Source organism: Xenorhabdus sp. PR6a, from assembly GCF_028599065.1.
Classification (GTDB): Bacteria; Pseudomonadota; Gammaproteobacteria; order Enterobacterales; family Enterobacteriaceae; genus Xenorhabdus; species Xenorhabdus doucetiae.
In genome coordinates this window covers 1-612 of record NZ_JAQRFJ010000207.1, presented here as the reverse complement: position 1 = coordinate 612, position 612 = coordinate 1, and the positions used below count along the sequence as shown (strand labels likewise).

At 33.2% G+C, this 612-nt stretch carries 1 protein-coding gene; it reads left to right on the top strand.

Going from position 1 to position 612, the window contains the following annotated elements; all coding sequences use genetic code 11:
- A partial coding sequence (gene pgk, locus PSI15_RS18375; RefSeq protein WP_273584769.1) for a phosphoglycerate kinase occupies nucleotides 1-591 on the top strand: 591 nt, incomplete at its 5' end.
- Between the last annotated feature and the right edge of the window lie 21 nt (nucleotides 592-612).

Genomic DNA, 612 nt, shown 5'->3' with positions numbered 1-612 from the left:
ATCCAGCAGGAGTTAAAAGGTTTGCAAACATGGCGTAAAAAACTTTTTTCTAACCAGAAAACGTTATTAATTCTAGGAGGAAATAAAATAGAAAAGGTTAAGTTCCTACTTTCTCATAAAGGTATTTCAAGCGTGTATAAGATTATTATTGGTGGCTTGGTTCTCAATAGTGTGTTAAAAACCATAGGGATAAATATTGGCAGATCCGCTTATTTTAATATTCAATTTCCTGCTACTTTATTGTCTAAAATATATATCCCAAGAAAACTAATTGTAGAAGATATGGAAGGAAGACGAAATTTACGCAATTTTACTGATATTAAATTACAAGAGAAAATTATAGATTTTATCTTTGAAAAAGAGTTTCTAAACAGTGTCTTTTTATCGCCTAACGATTATTCCTTCTTTGCCGCAGGTCCATTAAGTGTTGCTGATAGCTACTATGCAAGAGAATGTTACGATTCACTTCATAAAGCAGGTGTAGAAGGGTTATTTATGGGAGGCGATACACTAACCGAAATAGATACATTCTCCAACACCTCATCTGGTGGTGGAGCATCCCTCAAATTTTTTTCTACAGGATACCAGTAACTATAAAAAACGACTAGGAAA